Origin of the sequence: Nibricoccus aquaticus (assembly GCF_002310495.1) — a bacterium.
In the GTDB taxonomy this organism is placed as follows: Bacteria; Verrucomicrobiota; Verrucomicrobiia; order Opitutales; family Opitutaceae; genus Nibricoccus; species Nibricoccus aquaticus.
The window spans coordinates 3,479,139-3,495,936 of the sequence record NZ_CP023344.1 but is presented as its reverse complement, the minus strand read 5'-3'; the positions used below and the strand labels follow the sequence as shown (position 1 = coordinate 3,495,936).

Sequence of the window (16,798 nt, the reverse complement as noted above, 5' to 3'; positions counted from 1 at the left end):
GAAACGCGCCGAGACTGCCTCCGCCGCGTTTCCTCAGGCAAGCGTTGAATCACCCCCGGTCCGTACCGCCTCAACGCACCGCCACACCGAGCCGCTCGCCCATCAGCGCGTACGTCTCCACGCACTCCTTACTTTGGTCCACCACATCCGCATCGAAAGCGATCCGCCCCTTCTGGAATAACGTGATCACGCACGAGCCGCCAAACTTGAACAACCCCTTCTCTTCCCCTTTCTCCGCCACCCGCCCGGGAATCACCGTCTGCACAATGCTCCCCACGTTCGTCGCGCCTACTTCCATGCTGGCGACCTGACCAAACACCGGCGACTCGACCAGCGTGATCATGCGCTTGTTCTGCACCAGATACTCCACGTTCTTCCTCAGTGCGATCGGGCTCACCGAATAGAGCACGCCATTGATGAGCTCCGGCTTGGTCGGCACGCCCTCCACCGGAAAATGAAACCGGTGATAATCCACCGGACACAACCGCGAGATCACCATCGCCCCGCCCGCAAACAGCTTCGACCGCACCCGCTGTTCTTCCGGCAGCAATTCTTCGCCGAGCAATTCCACCAGCGAAAACTTCGCGCCCTTCACATAAAATCCCGCAGCCTCATCCACATTGGGAAACACCAGATGCCGCCCATCCGCCGGAAACACCGCGACGTCCTTCCCTTCCGCGATCGGCCGCGCCTCACGCTTCAACCGGCGATAGAAAAACTCATTGAACGTCTTAAAGTCGTACACCGACTTCGCGAAGATCGTGACGTCCAGATCGTACTGCACGATGAACGGCAGGATCTTTCCCGCGCTCACCCGCTTGCTCATCTGCCAGCCATACACGTGCGAAAAAATCGCCCGCTTCACGACCAGCCACAGGAAAAACTTCCCCACCGGATTCTCGTACGTGAACCGCAGCCAGCCTTCGCCGTAGACTTGCTCGGTTTCAATCGTGCGCGTGCGTCGGTTGTAGAAGCGGATTGGATCGGTCGGCATGCCGGATGAAATCACCGGCAAAGCAGGAACCGCGCAAAGAAGAAATCACGCCGTCGTGAAAACCAGCTGATCCTCCTTCACATGAAAGATCACCTGACTGCCCTCCGCGATTTCCCCGGCCACCAATGCTCGCGCCAGTTTCGTCTCGATCTGCCGTTGCAGAAACCGCTTCAACGGCCGCGCCCCAAACACCGGATCGTAGCCTTTCTCCGCCGCCCACTCTTCCGCCTTCTTATCCAGCGACACGACCACGCGCCGTTCGACCAGCCGCCGGTTCAGATCAGCGATCAACAACTCCACGATCCGCGTGATCTCTTCGAGCGTCAGCGGCTTGAACAAGATCGTCTCGTCGATGCGGTTCAAAAACTCCGGCCGGAACGACCGCCGCAACTCCGCCATCACGCTCTCGCGAACCGTCTCCGGAATCACATCGCCCGTCACACCTTCGAGTAGGAAACGTGATCCGAGATTCGAGGTCATGATGATGATCGTGTTCTTAAAATCCACCGTCCGCCCCTGCGAATCCGTCACACGTCCGTCATCGAGCACCTGCAACAACACATTGAACACGTCCGGATGCGCCTTCTCGATCTCGTCGAAAAGCACCACCGCGTAAGGCTTCCGCCTCACCGCTTCAGTAAGCTGCCCGCCTTCATCATAGCCGACGTAACCCGGAGGCGCGCCGATCAGCCGCGCCACACTATGCTTCTCCATATACTCCGACATATCGATGCGGATCATCGCCGCCTCGCTGTCGAAAAGCGTTTCCGCGAGCGTCTTCGCCAGCTCCGTCTTGCCCACGCCCGTCGGCCCGAGAAACAGAAAACTCCCCACCGGCCGCCGCGGATCTTTGATACCCGCCCGCGCGCGCAAGATCGCGTCGCTTACCAACTGCACCGCCTCTTCCTGTCCAATCACACGCTCGTGCAACTCATCGCCGAGCCGCAGCAACTTCTCCTTCTCCCCTTCGACTAATCGCGTGACCGGGATGCCCGACCACTTCGCCACAATCTCAGCCACTTCCTCAGCCGACACTTCTTCCTTAAACAACTCCGTCTTCGTCTCCGTCGTCTCCAACTTCTTCAACTCCGCCTCCAGCTGCGGGATCTTCCCGTGCCGCAACTCCGCTAGCTTGCTCAAATCGTACGCGCGCTCCGCCTTCTCCATCTCCAGCCGCGTAGCCTCCAATTCCTCGCGCACCTTGCGCACGCGATCAACCGCCGCCTTCTCTTTGTCCCATTTCGCTTTTAACGCCGCCGCCTGTCCGCGCGCGTCGCCGAGCTCTTTTCGCAACGTCTCCAGCCGCTGCTTCGACGCATCGTCCTTCTCCAGCTTCAACGCCGCTTCCTCGATCTCCAGCTGCAACACGCGCCGCTGCAATGCATCCAGCTCCTGCGGCGACGAATCCATTTCCGTCCGGATCATCGCGCACGCTTCGTCGATCAGGTCGATCGCCTTGTCCGGCAAAAACCGGTCCGAGATATACCGGTCCGAAAGCATCACCGCGCTCACCAGCGCATTGTCCTGAATCCGCACGCCATGATGCAGCTCGAAGCGCTCCTTGAGCCCGCGCAAAATCGAAATCGCATCCTCCACGCTCGGTGGCTCCACGAGCACCGGCTGGAAACGACGCTCCAGCGCCGCGTCCTTTTCGATGTGCTTGCGATACTCATCGAGTGTCGTCGCACCGATGCAGTGCAACTCCCCACGCGCCAGCATCGGCTTAAGCAAATTCCCCGCGTCCATGGCGCCTTCGGTTTTTCCCGCGCCCACGATCGTATGAAGCTCGTCGATGAACAAAATGATCCGCCCCTCGCTGTCCTTCACTTCCTTGAGCACAGCTTTCAAACGCTCCTCAAACTCGCCGCGATACTTCGCGCCTGCGATGAGCGCGCCCATATCGAGCGAGAAAATCGTTTTATCCTTCAACCCCTCCGGCACGTCGCCGCGCAAAATCCGCTGCGCCAGTCCTTCAACAATCGCCGTCTTGCCCACGCCCGGCTCACCGATCAGCACCGGATTGTTCTTCGTCTTGCGCGACAGGATGCGCACCGCCCGCCGGATCTCGTCATCGCGCCCGATCACCGGGTCCATCTTCCCCTTCCTCGCCTGCGCCACCAGATCGATGCCGTACTTCTCCAGCGCCTGATAAGTCGTCTCCGGATTATCCGAAGTCACCCGCTGGCTGCCGCGCATCTGCTTGAGCGTCGTCAGCACCTTCCCGCGCTCGATGCCGAAGCTCTTAAAATATTTCGCCAGCGCCTCCGGCTTCCCGACATCGAGCAACCCGAGGAATAAATGCTCCACGCTCACAAACTCATCCTTGAGCGACTCCGCCTCTTTCTCCGCCCGCGTGAGCACTTCACCCACAGCCTGCGTCACATAAATTTTCGAAACGTCCACGCTTCCAGTCACCTTGGGCAACCGTTCCAGCTCCCGCTCCGCCGCGACGAGCAACACATTCGCCGTCAGCCCCAGCTTCTCCACGAGTGCCGGCACCAGCCCGTTTTCCTGCACGAGCAACGCATGCAACAGGTGCCAGGTATCCACTTCATTGTTCTGCCGGCGCCGGGCCTCGCTCTGCGCATCCGTGACCGCCTGCCGCGACATGACCGTGAGTTTCTGCATATCCATATTGCCGACCCTATCGCAGTTCGCATTCCACGCCAGCCGCCACCGCACTTCCTCTGAAACTCATCCCGCCTCCTTCGCGCACCCTGCCAAAACGTAACAACCGCCTCCCCCCGTCCGCGCCACTCCGTCTCTCCTTTGCCTCGCCCTCTTTCCGCCGCTTCCTTTTATCCCTCCCCGTGCTCGCCGAACTCCAGCAACTCCTCGGTCCGGAAAACGTCCTCACCTCTCGCGAAGACCTCATCCCCTACGCCTTCGACGGCACCGCCGCGCTCAAGCAGCTCCCCCGCGCCGTCGTCTTCCCACGCGACGCCGCCCAGATTTCCGCCATCCTCAAACTCGCCCGCGCCCACCGCACACCCGTCATTACCCGCGGTTCCGGCACCGGCCTCAGCGGCGGCAGCGTCCCCGTCGAAAACGCCCTCGTCCTCTGCGTCCTCAAGATGGACCGCATCCTCGAACTCGACCCGCGCAACCTCACGCTCCTCGCCGAGCCCGGTGTCATCACCCAGAAAATCTTCGAGACCGCCGACGCCGTCGGCCTCTTCTACCCGCCCGACCCCGGCTCGATGAAAATCTCCACCATCGGCGGCAACGTCGCTGAAAACTCCGGCGGCCTCCGCGGCCTCAAGTACGGCGTCACCCGCGATTACGTCATGGGCCTCGAAGTCGTCCTAGCCGACGGCTCCGTCTGCTGGCTCGGCAACAAATGCGTGAAGGACGTCGCCGGATACAACCTCCGAGACCTCTTCATCGGCAGCGAAGGCACGCTCGGCATCATCACAAAAGTTCTCCTCAAACTCCTCCCCAAACCCGCCGCCCGCCAGACGCTCCTCGCGACGTTCTCTCAAATGGACGCCGCCGCCGAAACCGTCTCCGCGATCATCGCCGCCAAAATCATCCCCTGCACCCTCGAGTTCCTCGACCGCACCACCATCGCCTGCGTCGAAGCCTACGCCAAAGTCGGCCTCCCCAACGACGCCGAGGCCCTCCTCCTCATCGAGACCGACGGTCATCCCGCTGCCGCAGCCGACGAAGCCACGCGCATCGAAGACCTCGCCCGCTCCCAAGGCGCACTCCAGGTCCGCCGCGCGCGCGACGCCGCCGAATCCGCACAACTCGCCCTCGCCCGCCGCAGCGCCTTCTCCGCCCTCGCCCGCCGCAAACCCACCACCATCCTCGAAGACGTCACCGTCCCCCGCAGCGAACTCGCGAAGATGATCCGCTCCGTCCAACACATCGCCGCGAAGCACACCCTCGACATCGCCGTCTTCGGCCACTTCGGCGACGGCAACCTGCACCCGACCATTCTCACCGACGAGCGCAACACGGCCGAAATGGAACGCGTCCACCACGCCATCGCCGAGATCGTCGACGCCGCCCTCGCCCTCGGCGGCACCATCACCGGCGAACACGGCGTCGGCCTCGCCAAAAAACCCTTCCTCAAACAACAGCTCGGCGAATCCAGCCACGCTCTCCTCAAAGCCATCAAACACACCCTGGACCCCGACGCCCTGCTGAACCCGGGAAAAATCTTCGACTAAAACAATGTCTCTCTCGCCAAGGCGCAAAGCCGCCAAGAAAACCCACTCCCCTGCTTCTTTGCGCCTTGGCGCCTTTGCGTGAAACAATCTCCGCTTCAGTCCCTCGACTACTCCGTCCTCCAGCAATGCATGCACTGCGGCATGTGCCTGCCCACCTGCCCCACCTATGCTGAAACAGGCCGGGAAAAAAACTCCCCCCGCGGCCGCATCTCCCTCATGCGCGCCATCGCCGACGGCGAACTCGAAACCACGCCGAACTTCGCCGAGGAAATGAGCTACTGCCTCGGTTGCCTCGCCTGCACCACCGCCTGCCCCGCCGGCGTTGATTACACCAACCTCCTCGAACACGCCCGCGCCCACGTCGAACAAAGTGGCGTAGTCAAAACCCCGCGACGCGACTTCGTCCGCTGGCTCACCATGAAACAGCTCTTCATGAAGCCGCGTCTCCTCCGCTTCGCCGGACGCCTCCTCTGGCTCTACCAGGTCACCGGCCTCCAATCCCTCGCCCGAGCCCTCCGCCTCACAAAACTCCTCCCCACTTCGATCCGCGTCGCCGAACCCTCCACGCCCACCATCCAGCGCCGCTTCTCCGACTCGCTCATCGCGAAAGTCGAAACACCTTCCTCTGCCAAAACTGCCAAGTCTGCCTCTGCATCGGCTTCACCCTCTGCTCAACCATTCCGCCGCGTCCTCCTCCTCACCGGCTGCGTTCAAGACATCGCCTTCTCCGACATCAACCGCGCCACCGCCGACGTCCTCCTCGCCAACAACTGCGAAGTCCACACACCCCGCGCCCAGTCCTGCTGCGGCTCCCTCCACGCGCACAACGGCGAACTCGACCTAGCCGCCACCCTCGCACGCCGTCAACTCGATGCCGTCGACCTCTCTCAATTCGACGCCGTCATCTCCAACGCCGCCGGCTGCGGCTCCCACCTCAAACACTACGACCGCCTCCTCGCCACCGATCCCGCCTACGCTCAACGCGCCGCCGAATGGTCCCGCAAACTCCGCGACATCTCCGAATACCTCGTCGAAATAAATTTCCGTCACCCTCAGCCACCCGCCCGCACATCCACCGCAGTTCCGAATCATCCCTTAAACCTCCTCCGTTCGTCCATCGACGGCCGCGAAAAATCACCCGCGCCAACCGTCACGCCCGTCACCTATCACGAAGCCTGCCACCTCTGCCACGGCCAGAAAATCTCCGCCCAACCCCGCGCCATCCTCCGCGCCATCCCCGGCATCGAACTCCGCGAATCCGCCGAGCCCACCTGGTGCTGCGGCAGCGCCGGCATCTACTCCATCACCCAACCCAAGACCGCCGGGTGGCTCCGCGATCGCAAACTCAACAACCTCCGCGCCACCGCCGCACCCATCGTCGCGGTCGCGAATCCCGGCTGCTCCCTCCACCTCCAGGCCGGCGAAGCCCACTCCGCCAATCCGCTCCAATTCATCCACCCCGTCGTCCTCTTAGCCAGCGCCTACGCCGCCGAAACCCACCCGTAGCCACGAGCGCCAGCGAGTGGTTTTCGCCAATCCTGTTAGTCCTCTTAATCCTGTCCAAAACTCCGACTCCGCCGACCCGCGCCCCCTCCCGCCACCGCGCTCACACTTCAGTTCAAACCAGCTCCGACAACTTCGTCGCACCCGGTTTCAACGTCACGAGATCGCTCACATTCACCGGCTGGTTGCGCTTGATCGACTCCACGCCAGCCACGCCCACGAGCACCGACGCCGCCCCCTGTTCATGCCCGGCCGTGCGTCCCCACTTGTCCGCAGGCGCGTTCTGCTCGCCGTAAAAGTGCTCGTTCAAAATCGTGTCCGCCCCGCCATGCGGCAGCCCGACCTCGACATCCACCGGCACCACATAACCTGTCTGGAAATGCGGATACACCTTGATCCACTCACCTTCCGGCTCGGACCCCGGCTTGATCTCCAGCTTGAAATCCTTCGGGCGCACTGCGCGATTCATGTGTGAACCAATGAACTCGTGGTACTCGATCCGCCCACGGTCCCCATTAAACGTCACCCTCATCCCCTCGCGCGGACTGTAGCAAACCAGCGAGTAGGTCAGCACCTGCCCCGTGCGATAGCGCACGTTGAGCGACATCTGGTCATAAATATCGATGCCTTCGCGAAACACATTCTGGTCCCGGATGTACCCCGAGTCCTTCTCGCCCGCCCGGTAAATCTTCCGGAACGGCTCGCTCTCATCCAGATCCAGCCGGAACGGATCGCCCTTCGCCGCCGCCTCTCCCGTGTAGCGCGCGTACTTCGTCAGCGCCTCATCGCCGCGCGCGATCGCATTCTGCTTCCCGTAAAAAACCAGATCGCCGTACGCGAACACCTGCAGCGGGATCGCATCGAGCCACCAGTTCACCAGGTCAAAATGATGGGTGCTCTTGTGAACGAGCAACGTCCCCGAATCCCCCGCCGTCGCATGCCAGCGCCGGAAATAGTCCGCGCCGTGACTCGTATCGAGGAGGTACTCCAGATTCACCGAGTGAACTTTTCCGATCACGCCCGTCGCGATCAGCTCCTTCACCTTCGTGCGAAACGGCGCCCAGCGATAGTTAAACGCCACGCGCACTTTCTTTCCCGTCGCCTTCACCGCATCGAGGATCGCCTGGCACTTCGCCGCATCCGTCGTCATCGGCTTCTCCGTGACGACATCGCAGCCCGCATGAAGCGCGCGCACGATATAGTCGTGATGCGTCGAATCCTTCGAACACACAAAAATCTCATCCGGCTTCTGCTCCCGCAGCATCTCGTCAAAACGATCCGCCGTGTACGTCGGCACCGCCTGCGACTTCCAGTCGTTCGTGAGCAGTTCGTTGTAGTACGCCATGCGCGCCGGGCTGATGTCGCAGATGCCCACGAGTTCGTGCTGGTCGCGATAAGTCGTGACCAAAGGCTCCATAAAACTGATGGCGCGACCGCCGGTGCCAACGAACGCGTGACGTTTTTTGCTCATGTACAGGGTTGGGTGTGAAGGTCTGTAACAACGCCCCGTTAAATCAGGGTCGATGCACCGCCTTTCGGACGGTCAACATGTCCCGAAGAAATCCACTCGGACAATCCGCCCACCCTCCCGCCACACGCCCCTCTCACCCCAACTCGCGCAACAAATCCGCCGCCAGCGCATGAGACGGCTCCTCGCGTAGAATCCCCGCCAGCCTCCTCCGCGCCGTCCCCCGCTCTCCGAGTCCGACGTCCGCCTGCGCCTCCATAAACGCCGCCGCCCGCCGCTGGCGCGCCGTCAGATCGTCCTCGAACAACAACATCGTCGGCAGCGACGTCGCGAAATAGTCGATGCGCGCCTCCCGCCCCGCCAGCTCCCGTGCATACTCGCGCAACTCACCCAGCAACTTTTTCGCCGCCGCCTTCTTCCCCAGCCGCGCCAGCGCCAGCGCCGAGTAATACGTCATCTCGGAAAACGCCCGTACACTCATCTCCTGAAAATCCCCGCGCGCCGACGCCGCCTTCGCCCACTGCGCGCACGCCTCCTCTTTCCTCCCAGCCGACGCCAGCGCCTCGCCCAGCCAGAACTGCACGTCGCTCGCGTTCGCCAGCAAATGCCTCGCCTCCCCCAAACTCTCCGGCGGACGCAGCGCCTCCATCAACAAGCTCAACGCCTTCTCGGCGTCTCCAGCATCCAACGACGCCCGCCCCAGCAACACCTGAGCCCGCGTGAACTGCACGAGCGCCTGCCCCTCGCCGCCTTCCCACGGCTGAAACCGCCGCGTCATCAAAATCGCCCGCGCCGCCTCCGCCCGCCCCGCCTGATTCAGCAGCGCGCACAACTCCACCGACAAATCATCCCGCAGCCCCGTCAGCGCCGGAAACTTTTCCAGCTCCCGCAACCGCTTCGCCGGCGCCACGCCCATCCGCTTCCACAACTGATCCCGCTCGTACAACAACCGCGCATCCCCCGGATTCGCCTCAAACGCCCGCTCATACGCCCGCCGCGCCGCCACCGGCTTCTTCGAAACATTGAAATACCCGATCCCCAGATTCCGCCACACCACGGAAAACGAAGCATCCAGCTTCGCCGACCATTCCCACAGCCTGATCGCCTCCACATGACGCCGCCGGTCATAAAACAAATTTCCCAGATAATACGGCGCCCGCGCATCCTTCGGATTGTTCGCCATAGCAAACTCCAGAATCCCGATCTCCTCCAGCCGCGCCGGAAAACAATAATCCGGCGAAGCCTTCGCCGCCGCCTTCAGATACCGCAAAACCTCCGCCCGCTCACCGCCGCTTCGCTCGAGCAACCACGCCCGGTAATAACTCACCAACGGCTCCGTCCCGCTCCCTACCTCCGGCCTCGCGTCCGCAAGCACACTTAACGCCTCCGCCACAAACCCCGCGCGCGCGTAATCCAGCGCCAGATCCAGCCGCACCTGCGTATCACACGTCAGCGCTTCGCCCGCGATTTCCCGCGCCCACCAATCCAGCGGATCAAGCGCCCGCGTCTCCTTCAAAATCACCTCCGCCTCTTCGCCACGCCCCATCTTCCTGAGCACGAGCACGCGCAAATTCCGCGCCTTCAAATTATCCGCGTTCATCCGCAACGCCCGCTCCAGATGATCGCGCGCCGCTTCCCACTGACCCCGCACACAATCGATCTCCGCCAGCGCGTGATACCCCGCCGCCCGCCACGCCTGATTCCACGTCGCCTTATAAAACGCCGCATAAGCTTCGTCATCCCGTCCGAGAAACCGCAGCGCCAACCCGAGCTGATAATACGCTTCGCCGTCGTACGGATTCGGATTCCGCAACGTCAGCCGCTCCACCGCCGCGCGGAGAAACTTCTCCGCCTCGCCGAATTCCCCGCGCCGCAAATGCCATTTCCCCATCGCCAGCAAACACCGACTGTCCCCCGCATCTCGCCGCAACGCCTCCCGCCAGTAATCCTCCGGCATCCGCGTCGCATGACGATACTGCTCCAGATGCAGTCCCGTCACATACAACTCATCATTGCTCGCTATCTCCGCCGGCAACCCCGGCTCCGTCGCCGCCGGCGGCACAGATTTTTTCTCATCTTTCACCGGCGAATAAGAAACCAACTCCCGCCCCTCCACCGCGCGCACACTCACGCATAGCTCCGCCTCTTTCACACCACGCGGCAGCGCCACTTCTTCCACCAACGGCGCGCCCGGTGCCAAATCCCGCACCCACTCCGCAATCACCAGACTCCCCTCCGCTTTCGACCGCCGCTTCACCACGCGCCCCTGCGCCTCCAGCCGCACGCACACACGCTCCCGCTCCGCAGAAACCGCCACACCCACCCGCACCCTCTGTCCTTTCACGCGCAGACTCACCGCTGCGTCCACCGTCGCCTGCTGCGCCGGCCCGATCTTCTGAATCGGATACCAAAACTGACTCCACGTCTTCGTCTCCCCCGGCATCAAAAACGAAAAGTCCGGCTGATTGTCCGTGTACACGCCCGCCATCAACTCGATGTACGGCCCGTCGCTGTCCGTGAGATTCCGATCCCACGCGTACCCAAACTCCTGATTCCCCCACGTCCACTGCTTCTTCCCAGGCGAGATGTGATGATTCGCCACATGCACCACGCCCGCCTCCCGCGCGTGATCGTACCCGCCAAAAAAGTCCGCCTCCGTCCCCATGCACATATACGACGTCGGCACCGGAATGTTCGCGTACCAGCTCAGATCGTTCGCCGGATAATCCCCGCCCGGCACAAACTCCGTCGGCCGCTCCTCCGCCGCCACGCCACCCTTCGCCCGCGCCGCATAATCCACCCCGTAATAACTCCCCGCGCACAGCGGAAACTCGCTCATCGCCCGCTTCGCATGATCCGCCACGTACGTCGCATCCTGCGGGAAAAACGACTGGTAACGCTCATGCACACGCGTCGCCACATTCGCCCACCACAAAAACGTCTGCACGATCGCCGTCCGGTTATAAACGCGCGCCTTCAGCTCGATGTAGGATTTATCCGGATGCACGCACACGCCGTGCATCCCTTTCATCCGGTTCATCGGCTCATGCTCGCTCAACCACACCGTCACCGAGCCATCCGGATGCTTTTCGATCTCCACATCCGCCGGCATGAACGTCGAAGGCCGGTGATGCTGCGGCCAGTTAAACTCCACTCCACCTGAGATCCACGGCCCCGCCAGCCCAACTAGTGCCGGCTTGATCACATTCTGACGGTAGAAAAAATCGTACCCGTTCGTCTTGTCTTCGCCCACATGGATGCGTCCGCCCAGTTGCGGCAAAATCATCACACGGATGAACGCATTCTCCACCCACACCGCGTCCCATGCCTGCTCCATTTTCTCCAACGCGATCCGATCCGTAAACGGCAGCGGATAAACCTTCCCGTTGCTCCCCTGATAAACGCGCTTCTCCAAAAACATCGGATTTTTGTCCGCCGCCGCCGGCAGATAAGTCGGGAAAACAACACTCTCTCGGCGAACGGTGACGGAACTCATGGCGATTCAGGGTTAATCTCGGACTTGCCCGATACTATGCCCGCTCCGCCCTCTCGACAATGCAACCAATCCTGAAAAACCTGCACGATCTTATGCCCCCCAAGCAGCCCGCCCGCGCTCCCGCCCCCGCTCCTGCCGCGCATCCATCCACCAACGCCCGCATCACCACCCGCACCGGCATCCCCGAAGGTTTCCGCGACCAGCACCTCGTCATCCTCCCATCCACCATCCGCCGCTCCGTCGAAAAGCACCCGCTCCTTCGCGGCCTCCTCGTGACCGACGCCGGAGTCTTCCCCCGCGCAATCAACCACCTCGTCCGCCGCTCCAAAGGCGCCGCCACCTCGCTCCTCATCCTCTGCACCGCCGGCCAAGGTTGGGTCGAACTTTCCGGCAAAACCCACACCCTCTCCCCCGGCTCCCTCGCCTGGCTACCCGCCCACCGCCCCCACGCCTACGGCTCCGCTGACGACACCGCCTGGACCATCGAATGGGCCCACTTCACCGGCACCGAAACCGACGCCTGGCGCGATCTCCTCCAATTCACGCCCGAAGGCGGCCTCTTCACCTCCCTGCTAACCACCACAGCCACCGCTACCACCCTCTCCCCGGTCTTCCAGCTCGGCCACCTCTGGCAAATCCTCGAACGCGGCTACTCCCTCCCCAACCTAGTCGCCGCCTCCGCCTCTCTCCGCACTGCCCTCACTCTCCTCACCCAGCGCAGTCCCTCTGCCTCCACTCCCCACGACCGCACCGCCGACGAACGCGTCGCCGCATCCGCCGACTGGATGCGCACCCACCTCGCCCAATCCATCCGCCTCGAAGAACTCGCCCAGCTCGCCGCCGTTTCCGTCCCTCACTACTGCGCGCTCTTCAAACGCCACACCGGCTACGCCCCCATCGACTGGCTCATCCGCCTCCGCATCCAGCGCGCCTGCCAGCTCCTCGACACGACCACCGATTCCATCGCCCTCATCGCCGCCCGCACCGGCTTCCCCAATCCTTACTACTTCACCCGCACCTTCCGCCGCATCATGGGCCACCCCCCGCGCGCCTACCGCCAGATCGCCAAAGGCTGATTTCTCCACCGCACGCGTAACATCCACCCGCCGCTTCGTGTTAGTTTCCCATTGCCGGGGCAAACCTCTCGTCCAGTTTTTCCGCCATCAACCCCGGGCAGGGCCCCAGCTCCTCTTTCACCATGCGTACTCCCCGCGTTCCTCGCATCGCAACTCCCCGCGCGCTCACCGCGCTTTTCGTTGTCATCACTTCATTCCTGCTGCCAGCCGCCTTCGGCCAGGCCGCCAAACCCACAGCCTCCGCCCCCCTCGTCGAGCTGCCCACACTCCAGGTCACCGACACCCGCGAGCTCCCCGCGCCCGACAAGTGGCGCTACACCGAGATCCTCGGCTTCGAGGTCATCTCTGACGCCTCCGACCGCGAGACCCAGCGCCTCATCCGCGATTTTGAGATCTTCCGCATCGCCCTTGATAAGGCCTACCCCATGGAAAAACGCCCCGCGCCTCCCTCAGCCATCATCCTCTGCGGAAAAGGAAAATCCTTCGACCAGTTCGTCACCGACGGCAAAACCGGCGCTGCCCGCACCAAACCTACCATCCTCCTCAACGGGCGTGAACAAGCATTCATTCTCGTAGATCTCGCCCTGAAAAGCGTCACCTCCACCGACATTACCGCCGATGGCAGCTCAGGTCCGATGAACCTTCAATACTCCATCGCTCAGAGTCGTATGGGAGAGTCCGGCGCGACTGAGGGTGATCTCTCAGCCAACAACGCATTCGAGATTAACCACTACAAGCAACTCTGCCGCGAGTACGTGCGCTATCAATTCTCCCGAGAAAGTCCCCCGCCTCCAGTCTGGTTCGAAGAGGGCATCGCTCAAATCGTCATGCAGATGAAGGTCAACGAGCGCGAAATCATCATCGGCCAGCTCATCGACGTGCCTACCTCGAACAATGGAGGTAGCAATGTTTCCAACCCCGGGGTCCAGTTCAGCTACGGCCCCGGCGCCTCCAGCGAGGATCCCGAGTTTAACTACGCCCTTAGCCAGCGTAAGCTGCTCAAATTCGACGAGTTCTTTGGCGTCAAACGCGGCGACGAAGCCACTCTCAATTCCGTTGGCTACAACTTCTGGGCGAAGCAGTGCGCCGCCTTCCTCCACATCAACCTCTACGGTTGGAAAAAATCCAACAAAGCCTCCTTCGAGAAACTCCTCGCCCGCGCTAGAAAAGCCCCGCTCACCCCGGAGATTTTCGAGGAATGCTACGGCAAATCCTACGACAAGTTCCTCGTCGAACTCTCCGCCTACATCCAGGCCCCCGCCTACAAAGCCGAGCAACACCTCGTCAAAGGCAAAGCCCGCCTCGATCTTCCGCCACCCGAGATGCGCGACGCCACCGAGGGTGAATCCGAACGCATCAAGGGCGACGCCCTCCGCCTCGCCGGCATCCCCGCCGTGCTCCGCCCCACCGCCATCGCCGCCTACATCCGCGGCGAACGCGACCCCCAGTTCCTCGGCACCTTCGGCCAGGCCGAACTCGCCGGCGGCGACCGCACTCGCGCCGAAAAATTCCTCGCCGCCGCCGCCCCCAAAACCACCCGCCCCTCCGTCCTCACCGATCTCGCCCAGCTCCGTCTGGACGCAGCCTCCTCCAAGCCCGCCGGCCCCAAGGGTAAACTCAGCGACAAACAAGCCGGCGAAATCCTCGACCTCCTCGCCAAGGCCCGGACCTTGTCCCCGCCGCTCCCCGACACCTTCCGCCTCATCGCCAACACTTGGGTTCTGAAAGAAACCCCGCCCGAAGCCGAGGAACTCACCACCCTCGCCCACGGCCTGAAACTCTTCCCGCGCGACGCCGCCCTCGTTTACTACACCGCCGCCCTGAACCTTCGCCTCGGTAATCACGAAGCCGTCATCGCCCTCGCTTCGTACGGAGAAAAAATCGCCACCTCCGAAGCCCAGCGCGGCCAGTTCACCCGCCTCAAAGCCCAGATCCCCGCCCCCGGAAAATCCTGAGCCAGATCCCGCGCACCGCCTTCACGCTCTCGAATAAAAAGCCCGCGCTCTAACCGAGAGTCGCGGGCTTTTTTCAGCACAGCGCGGCAATCACACCGCACCGCTGAACAGGCCGGATCACTTGATCTTCGCCGCCTCCGCTTCTAGCTGGGCAACCAGTTCGTTCATCTGCTCGACCACCGCCTGCACGGTTTCCTTCTTTGTCAGATCGACGCCGGCTTTCTTGAGCTGCTCCATCGGATGATCGTTTCCACCGCTGCGCAGCAGCGTCAGATAACGCTCCGTCGCCGCCTTCTTCTCCTCCGCGCTGCCCGTCGTCAGCGTCTTGAAAATCTGCGCCGACGACGCAAAGCACGTCGCGTACTGATAGACATAGTAGGGCGAATTAAAGAAATGCGGGATGCGCGCCCACGTCACCCGATAGAGCTCTTCGATGTTCGCCGCATCGCCGTAATAATCCTTGAGCAGCTGCTTGTAGATGCCGCTCAGCACCTCAGCCGTCACCGGCTTCCCCTCCTCGACGAGCCGGTGTGCCTGCAACTCATAATCCGCAAACATCACCTGCGTGTAGAACGTCCCCACGATCGCGTCCACCGCATGCTGGAGCAGCACGAAGCGCTCCTTCGGATCGGTGGTCGTCGCGAGAAACTGCTCCAGCAGGAAACGCTCGTTCGTCGTCGAAGCCACCTCGGCCACGAAGATCGTGTAGTCCGACGTCACGAACGGCTGCGACTCGTACGAAAGCACCGTGTGCATCGCATGGCCCGCCTCGTGCGCAAACGTGAAGACCGAGTCCAGCGTGTCATTGTGGTTGAGCAGCAGATACGGCCCCACGCCATAAACGCCGGCGCAATAGGCGCCGCTCCGCTTCCCCTCATTCTCGTACACATCGATGCGCCCGCCCGAGACGAACTTCTTGTACTTCTCCACATACTCCGCGCCGAGCGGCTCGACCGACTTCAACGCCAGCTCCGTCGCCAACTCGTACGGGTACTTCTTCTCCACGTCATAAATCGGGATCGCGTTATCGAACGGGTTGTACGTCTCCAGCCCGAGCAGCTTCTTGCGCAGTCGCATGTACCGGCGAAACGGTTCCGTCCCCGCGCGCGTCGTCGCGATCAGGTTTTCCACCACCGCCTTCGGAATCGCATTCCCGTCCAGCGCCGCATCGAGCGTCGTCGGATAGTTTCGCGCCTGCGCCGAAAACCAGTCGCGCTGGAGCACACCGTTGTAGATCGCCGCGTACGTGTTGATGTTCGCCTCGTACGTCTTGTGGTACGTCTCGAACGCCAGCTTCCGGTCCGCCTGATTACGGTTCGTCTGCAGCACATGCTGATAAGCGCCCGGCGACAGCTTCACTTCCTTCCCGTCACTGAGCGTCACCGTCGGGAACTTGATGTCGCTCGTGCTCAACTCCTGAAACGTCTCCCGCGGCACCTGGCTGAAACGCGACGCAAACGACAACAACCGCTCCCCCTTCTCATCGAGCACGTGCTCCTGCTGGCGATAATTATCCAGGATCGGAAACTTGTAAGGTGCCAGCGCAGGCGTTTCCGCGATCCACTTCTCCATCGTCGCCTGCGGGATCGTCAGCAACTCCGGCGTGAACCACGACGTCGCCGTCCCGAACTTCGCGAAGATTGCCTGCACGCGCTGGAGCTTCCCGCCGATCTCGTTGTTGCGCATGTCCACGTCGCGCTGCAGCTGCGGATAACGAAACACGCGGTACTGCAACTGCCCGATCTCGTCGAAAAGCTGGTACGCCTTCACCACCGCATCCGGCCCCCCCGAGAGCGTGCCCTTCAGCGCGGGAAACGCGTCCATCTTCGCCTCCATGTCTTTTATCCCTGCTTCCCACGCCTCCCAGCTCGCGTAGATCGGCGTGAAATCCCATTTATACTCGGCTGGAATCTCGGCGCGGTTGCGGGTCTCGGGCTTGGCGGAAACAGAGGCAGTCATGAGAGCGATTGAAATAACGGGGATCGTGAGCGAACGGAGGTTGGGACGCATGAGCTCGCACCGTACTGGAAACCTCCCCGCCGTCCAGCGCGCCTCTACAACACTGTTCCATGACGCCTCCTGGGCCATGGTCCCCATAAACTCCCCGCCGTCCTTGCGCCCCGCCCGCTCG

Annotated in this window: 9 protein-coding genes; 4 read left to right on the top strand and 5 right to left on the bottom strand. The window is 62.3% G+C overall.

What is annotated here, in order from left to right:
* Nucleotides 1–70: 70 nt before the first annotated feature.
* Entirely contained in the window at nucleotides 71–994 is a 924-nt protein-coding gene (gene asd / locus CMV30_RS13980; protein WP_096056615.1) for an archaetidylserine decarboxylase, read from the bottom strand.
* Nucleotides 995–1,039: 45 nt separating this feature from the next.
* Nucleotides 1,040–3,628, bottom strand: coding sequence for an ATP-dependent chaperone ClpB (gene clpB / locus CMV30_RS13975; protein WP_096056614.1), 2,589 nt, complete (start codon nucleotides 3,626–3,628; stop codon nucleotides 1,040–1,042).
* Between the two features lie 176 nt (nucleotides 3,629–3,804).
* Between clpB and CMV30_RS13970 the strand changes: the two genes are divergently transcribed.
* Nucleotides 3,805–5,169 carry an FAD-binding oxidoreductase gene (locus CMV30_RS13970; protein ID WP_096056613.1) on the top strand — a complete coding sequence of 455 codons (1,365 nt, stop codon included), beginning with the start codon at nucleotides 3,805–3,807 and terminating at the stop codon, nucleotides 5,167–5,169.
* Nucleotides 5,170–5,247: 78 nt separating this feature from the next.
* On the top strand, nucleotides 5,248–6,675 hold the full coding sequence (locus tag CMV30_RS13965) for a (Fe-S)-binding protein (protein WP_217494396.1): 1,428 nt from the start codon (nucleotides 5,248–5,250) through the stop codon (nucleotides 6,673–6,675).
* 112 nt (nucleotides 6,676–6,787) lie between these two features.
* Here the strand turns inward: CMV30_RS13965 and CMV30_RS13960 are convergent, their stop codons facing one another.
* Nucleotides 6,788–8,143 (bottom strand): Gfo/Idh/MocA family oxidoreductase, encoded by a 1,356-nt coding sequence (locus tag CMV30_RS13960; RefSeq protein WP_096056612.1) that lies wholly within the window; start codon nucleotides 8,141–8,143, stop codon nucleotides 6,788–6,790.
* Between the two features lie 133 nt (nucleotides 8,144–8,276).
* Nucleotides 8,277–11,636, bottom strand: coding sequence for a DUF5107 domain-containing protein (locus CMV30_RS13955; RefSeq protein WP_096056611.1), 3,360 nt, complete (start codon nucleotides 11,634–11,636; stop codon nucleotides 8,277–8,279).
* A 59-nt stretch (nucleotides 11,637–11,695) separates the two neighbouring features.
* Here CMV30_RS13955 and CMV30_RS13950 point away from each other — a divergent pair, with 59 nt between their 5' ends.
* Both CMV30_RS13950 and CMV30_RS13945 read left to right on the top strand, forming a co-directional pair.
* Complete coding sequence (locus CMV30_RS13950; protein WP_096056610.1) at nucleotides 11,696–12,712, top strand: AraC family transcriptional regulator; 1,017 nt, start codon at nucleotides 11,696–11,698, stop codon at nucleotides 12,710–12,712.
* Between the two features lie 122 nt (nucleotides 12,713–12,834).
* On the top strand, nucleotides 12,835–14,667 hold the full coding sequence (locus tag CMV30_RS13945) for a hypothetical protein (protein WP_096056609.1): 1,833 nt from the start codon (nucleotides 12,835–12,837) through the stop codon (nucleotides 14,665–14,667).
* A gap of 117 nt (nucleotides 14,668–14,784) precedes the next feature.
* Here CMV30_RS13945 and pepF read toward each other — a convergent pair whose 3' ends face one another.
* Nucleotides 14,785–16,626, bottom strand: coding sequence for an oligoendopeptidase F (pepF, locus tag CMV30_RS13940; protein WP_096056608.1), 1,842 nt, complete (start codon nucleotides 16,624–16,626; stop codon nucleotides 14,785–14,787).
* Nucleotides 16,627–16,798 lie beyond the last annotated feature (172 nt).